Raw genomic sequence first — 4,737 nt, 5'->3', positions numbered from 1 at the left:
GTTATGAATTATGTGAATTATTAGCAAAAATTTGATTGAATGTGGGGTTAAAAAAGGGCGTTAACATCCCTTAAAAACTACCTCTCTCCCTACGCAACCTCTCTCCCCCAGAGGCGAAGAGAGGTTGCGTAGTGCACTATAGCGAGCGTGAATATAAAGCGTCATAAAGGTTAGGCACCCCGTAAATTCACGTTTTAAACCCCTTTCTGTAAACCTTCGCAGTCTGGCCATTTCTCTGCTTAAACCACCTACAGAAATAACCCGAGTCACAGAAGCCCAGTAACTCCGAAATCTCCTTGACCGAATGCTTGGTATACTGCAATAAATACAAAGCCTCCCGGTAAATCCTGTCCTGCAGCAACTCAAACACAGACCTGCCCAAATAAGCTTTCGCAAACTTGTTCAAAGCATGTATAGCAGTATCCATTTTAACCGCATACACCGTAATATCCCGGTTATACCTAAAATCCAGTTCAATCAAAGACTGCAACATCTTTAACCGCCGAAAGTCTGGCGCACAATAGTCTGAGTCTGCCAGCCTAAATCCTTTGCTATATGATTTCGTTTCTTGCAACATCCTTTTACTTTTTATTAGGCACCCAGGTACAAGTCACATCCAACTGCTTGTTTTCTATTAGATAGATCAGGATACTCACCGCTGTTTCTTCATCTATGTCCAAAGCCACTGCTACATCAACAAGCGTAAAGGATTTCCCTTCCACATGCTCCAGGAAAGTTTTGACAGGTTCTTCAGGGATAAAATTTTGTTTCATAAACTGCGTTTTAAAATGGTACGATACACCAGATTTAGTTCCAGGAAAATGTCTTCCAGCCCCTGGTAAATAATGAGGTGAAAGATGCGGAGTAAACCGGCCCTGATTTCCATCAGGATAGATTGACGTAGATTCAAAGTAGCGTCTGGATGGCATGGATCTATACCATATTTCTTAAGGATTCCTGAACTTCTGGATAGTAATAAAACAACAAACTTTTTAAGAACGGTCCGTTTATGCTCCAGATCTCCTTTCTGAGATAGGATCATCTCAAAAAGAAAACTCGATAAGCTTTGGTAGGCTTTTTCAACTCTAATACGCATAGATGCTGGAATATCAATGGAGCTATCTGCCAGGATATCCAGAAGCTGAACATACAAGTTTATACAGGGTCTTAGTGCTTGTTTTGACATCTTGGTAGAGGTTAAAAATTCAATTGATATTTATACAAGTAATGATCATAAAGCGCATACAGAGATTGACCATAAACTCTAAAATCCGTTAGTTTCTTTCCATTGAAATCAGAAAGGTAAAAACTCAGCTTATATTTCCCATCAGAAACATTGTACACATCAATAGCCGCTCCTTGTTCATGCATATCCGCAGTTTCGTTGTCTGCTTTTAATGCAGAGTGAATAAACAGGTATTTTTCATTAGCCGTACTTTGCTTATTGACATAGACCGGAGGAGCCGATAAAGTAATCTGGTTGCTTGATTTAATCCTGGCTACTTTAATCTTCGCATGCGCAACGGTATCAATTGTTTTCCCTCTGTAAAGCAAGTTCAGGTTCGTATCTGCACAGATGAATTGATTGCGGTAATAATAGGTGTAGAAGATTTTATTGGAATTAGGGACTTTCACTAAATTTCCATCCGTACAGAAAAATCCGTCCACCTGTTTCTGAAGCAAATCCTTTCCGATTTTCAATTGACCTGATGTATGGTCTTGCTTTAAAAGTACCCCCTCTCCATTTTTGGTCGATTTTAAAATCAACGATCCGTTGTCAAGTGTAAGGGCGGCTATAAATCCAGGAGTATTTACTTTATCCATGACTTTTAGATCTTCAAGACTCCCTACCCAAACCTGAGACTTCATACCCTCCAAAAGAAAAACACGTCCTGAATCAATTCGTAGTTGTACATCATTAAAAACATGTAGAGAATCAGGAGCTTTAACTGTTAAGAGCTGAGTTTGTTTCGACTCCAGATCAACGCTGATAACTTGATTAAAAATACCGCGGTTGCCTAGGTAAACAAGATTCTGATCATTTCCAACAAAGTAAAAGGATGAAGGATCCAAAGACAGAAACCCTATACCCACGGCGGCATGCGAGGGTAATCTACGTATAAACGAGTTTGGCGAATTATTCAGATAACTTGATGAAATAAAAAGTATACATACCAGTCCTATGCTGGAAAAAAAGCAAATAAGCAGAGAGAAAACTCTTGTTTTGACCATAGCGTTTAAATGGGTGATTTTAAGAACCGGGAAATAATAATTTCCCGATTCGTTTTTTAGAATTGATGAAATAATGGAACTACACAAGTACCTACTCCAACAAATTCCTGGTTATAAGTACCCAGATAAAACATGGTACAAGCTGGTCCAGTTCCTACAGTAGAACAATCGGCATCAACTTGTGCGTTAGCCATACAAAGAATGTGTCCACTTGCATTATACTGAAATGAGCCTATTATAGGCGGTTTATTTGTTGCGTTCAAAGCCAAGGACATTGTCACAGCTATCATTAATACGCCGGCCATCAATAGGTTTCTTAGTTTCATGGTTTTATTTTTTAAGTTAATTGCCTCTGTTTAGGGGTTCGGCATTCCCTCTTATTGCAATAAGATCTTCATTCTGTTTTGGATAAATTAAGATGGCTAGTGCTCCCAAAAGCATAAAACTGACATTGAAAATCAAATGCTGAGTCCAGGTCATATTCTGCAATATCCCACCGCAAGAGCATGGAATGTATGAGCTGAATTTCAGTATGAACACGATGTATGCAGAGAAAACCACCATCAGGCTAAATGATAAATACAATGCGATGAATTGGAGCCGTTTTGCGACGAGCATAACCGAGATGACAATTTCTACGACAGGTACAAATATGGACACAGGATCTGAAAACGCATTTAATATTGGAGATTTACCAAGCTCTACTCTAAATTTTTCAAAATCCTGGAGTTTACTCACTGCAGCATAAACAAAGAGCAAAATGAATAGGCCGGCAATAACCTCAACCAAAACACTTCTTTTATTTATTTTCATAAAACCCCTCCCTCTTCATAAACCCCAGCATCGTGTCCATCCACTCACTCACAGATAGTCTTTGCGTAAACCCATGATTCCCTTTCGGAAACAAATGCAGTTCCGTATCAACACCGTTCTTCTGCAGCGCCTGGTAAAACACAATACTGTTGTTCACATCCACTACCTGATCATCGCCACAATGAGTCAAATAAGTTGGTGGGGTTTCTTTAGTTACTTGCAGTTCATTGGAAAACAAATCCACTTTTTCTTTATTTGGCTCTATACCTAAAAGGTTAATCTTTGATCCCATGTGTGCCAGCTGATCACCCATACTGATAACAGGATAAACCAGGATCATAAAGTCTGGCCGAAGGCCGATGTTTTCTTTATTGGGGATATAACTTTTGGAGAAATGAGTGCCCAAGGTACTTGCCAAATGACCTCCAGCACTATATCCAATTACACCAACCTTAGCGGGATTAACATTCCAGTTTACCGCATTAGACCGGATCACTTTCATGGCCTGTTGCGCGTCCATGAGTGGGCCATAGCTTTTGTCACTCATCGTTTCTTTTTTAGGCAACCGGTATTTAAGCACAAAGGCTGCAATTCCTTTTTCTGCAAATGCTTTGCCTATCGCAATCCCCTCTTCTTCAAAGGCCAGGAAGCCATAAGCACCTCCCGGGATCACCAGGATTGCCGTTCCTGTAGCTTTTTCTTTAATGGGTAGATATAGGGTTAGGGTTGGCGCCTCCTCTTTGGAGAGTTTTACTCTGCTTCCGGGAATGCTGTCGGGGTAAAGCGGCAGCACTTGTTGTGCTACCGCAGTGTACCCTACCATTAAAAAGAGCATCAGAGTTAATATTTTGAGTTTCATAAATTATAACTTAGCGACTGTATCAGACCAGGTTGGCAAGTTTTTCTTCATTTTCTCTAAGGTTTCCAGAAAAACCTTATCTTGATTAGATTGCTTTACAACCCTCTCCTCCCATTCTATAGCTTGCTCTTTCTTTCCAGTTTTATAAAGCAGGTTGGCGTAGGTGTCCCAGGAAGTCGGATCATTTTGATACCACTCCTCCATAGCATATTTCATGACCACATCACAAGCAAACTTTAATACTTTAGGGTCGCTTACGTTCTCAAACAAAGGCCAGGTAATATTATTAACTTCATACTCTGGACGCTTCAATGCCTTTTCAAAGTAAAGCATATAGTATTTCCCATAATTGCTCCAATCCTTTGCATCTAGGTAGTAAATCATCTGCTTACCATACAACGTTTCGATTCCTATCTCACCAAACCTTGATTTCATTGTCCTTTGTAAATCTGCCCAATCAAAATTGGGTTTCTTTACAGGATCAATGCCTTGAAAATAGGCTTTTGAGATTGCCAAGCGCAGTGCGTATTGTGCTTTGTCTTTTCCTAATACCGCATTTACTTTCTCCGAATTGTTGAGGAACAGCTTAAAAGCTTCACCTTCTGTGTCACTCAAATATTCGCTCATTGCAGTCAAATTATTTTTAGTAAACGAGTCACTTTTCTTTTGTGCTTGTAAATCGTTGCTCAAAAAACCGAGCACAGCAGTCGCCAGAAACAAGAATTTTCTTGTTTTATCTTTTATCTTCATATGGTATTATTTAATTTATTTCAACTCTATTAAAATTGGTTTTCTTGTCATTAGACTGTCTACCGTCTTCTGTTCCTCAGGTG

The 4,737-nt window shown here is 39.6% G+C and carries 8 protein-coding genes; all 8 read right to left on the bottom strand.

Annotation, left to right across the window (positions count from 1 at the left end; genetic code table 11):
- Nucleotides 1-187 precede the first annotated feature (187 nt).
- The 8 genes from DBR11_RS04195 to DBR11_RS04160 all read right to left on the bottom strand — a co-directional run bounded on the left by DBR11_RS04195 (nucleotide 188) and on the right by DBR11_RS04160 (nucleotide 4,654).
- On the bottom strand, nucleotides 188-577 hold the full coding sequence (locus DBR11_RS04195) for an AraC family transcriptional regulator (protein WP_108550359.1): 390 nt from the start codon (nucleotides 575-577) through the stop codon (nucleotides 188-190).
- A 4-nt stretch (nucleotides 578-581) separates the two neighbouring features.
- Nucleotides 582-773, bottom strand: a complete 192-nt coding sequence (locus DBR11_RS04190; protein WP_108550358.1) for a hypothetical protein — start codon at nucleotides 771-773, stop codon at nucleotides 582-584.
- Nucleotides 770-1,186 carry a hypothetical protein gene (locus tag DBR11_RS04185; RefSeq protein WP_108550357.1) on the bottom strand — a complete coding sequence of 139 codons (417 nt, stop codon included), beginning with the start codon at nucleotides 1,184-1,186 and terminating at the stop codon, nucleotides 770-772. The genes DBR11_RS04190 and DBR11_RS04185 overlap by 4 nt, the downstream gene beginning before the upstream one ends.
- An 11-nt stretch (nucleotides 1,187-1,197) precedes the next feature.
- Nucleotides 1,198-2,232 (bottom strand): hypothetical protein, encoded by a 1,035-nt coding sequence (locus DBR11_RS04180; RefSeq protein WP_146186455.1) that lies wholly within the window; start codon nucleotides 2,230-2,232, stop codon nucleotides 1,198-1,200.
- 56 nt (nucleotides 2,233-2,288) lie between these two features.
- Nucleotides 2,289-2,426 (bottom strand): hypothetical protein, encoded by a 138-nt coding sequence (locus DBR11_RS29480; RefSeq protein ID WP_158275203.1) that lies wholly within the window; start codon nucleotides 2,424-2,426, stop codon nucleotides 2,289-2,291.
- 148 nt (nucleotides 2,427-2,574) lie between these two features.
- Nucleotides 2,575-3,045, bottom strand: a complete 471-nt coding sequence (locus DBR11_RS04170) for a MauE/DoxX family redox-associated membrane protein (protein WP_233260639.1) — start codon at nucleotides 3,043-3,045, stop codon at nucleotides 2,575-2,577.
- Nucleotides 3,032-3,904, bottom strand: coding sequence for an alpha/beta hydrolase (locus tag DBR11_RS04165; RefSeq protein ID WP_233260638.1), 873 nt, complete (start codon nucleotides 3,902-3,904; stop codon nucleotides 3,032-3,034). Before DBR11_RS04165 ends, DBR11_RS04170 begins: the two co-directional genes overlap by 14 nt.
- A gap of 3 nt (nucleotides 3,905-3,907) precedes the next feature.
- On the bottom strand, nucleotides 3,908-4,654 hold the full coding sequence (locus tag DBR11_RS04160) for a hypothetical protein (RefSeq protein WP_108550354.1): 747 nt from the start codon (nucleotides 4,652-4,654) through the stop codon (nucleotides 3,908-3,910).
- Between the last annotated feature and the right edge of the window lie 83 nt (nucleotides 4,655-4,737).

This window comes from Pedobacter sp. HMWF019, from assembly GCF_003061025.1.
Lineage (GTDB): Bacteria > Bacteroidota > Bacteroidia > Sphingobacteriales > Sphingobacteriaceae > Pedobacter.
The sequence above is the reverse complement of the archived record's forward strand: the minus strand, read 5'-3'. Positions and strand labels throughout refer to the sequence as shown.

Excerpts from the sequence above, each read along its gene's own strand:
- DBR11_RS04165 (WP_233260638.1), bottom strand. The coding sequence starts at position 3,904 with ATGAAACTCAAAATATTAACTCTGATGCTCTTTTTAATGGTAGGGTAC.
- DBR11_RS04195 (WP_108550359.1), bottom strand. The coding sequence starts at position 577 with ATGTTGCAAGAAACGAAATCATATAGCAAAGGATTTAGGCTGGCAGAC.
- DBR11_RS29480 (WP_158275203.1), bottom strand. The coding sequence starts at position 2,426 with ATGGCTAACGCACAAGTTGATGCCGATTGTTCTACTGTAGGAACTGGA.
- DBR11_RS04160 (WP_108550354.1), bottom strand. The coding sequence starts at position 4,654 with ATGAAGATAAAAGATAAAACAAGAAAATTCTTGTTTCTGGCGACTGCT.
- DBR11_RS04190 (WP_108550358.1), bottom strand. The coding sequence starts at position 773 with ATGAAACAAAATTTTATCCCTGAAGAACCTGTCAAAACTTTCCTGGAG.
- DBR11_RS04170 (WP_233260639.1), bottom strand. The coding sequence starts at position 3,045 with ATGAAAATAAATAAAAGAAGTGTTTTGGTTGAGGTTATTGCCGGCCTA.
- DBR11_RS04180 (WP_146186455.1), bottom strand. The coding sequence starts at position 2,232 with ATGGTCAAAACAAGAGTTTTCTCTCTGCTTATTTGCTTTTTTTCCAGC.
- DBR11_RS04185 (WP_108550357.1), bottom strand. The coding sequence starts at position 1,186 with ATGTCAAAACAAGCACTAAGACCCTGTATAAACTTGTATGTTCAGCTT.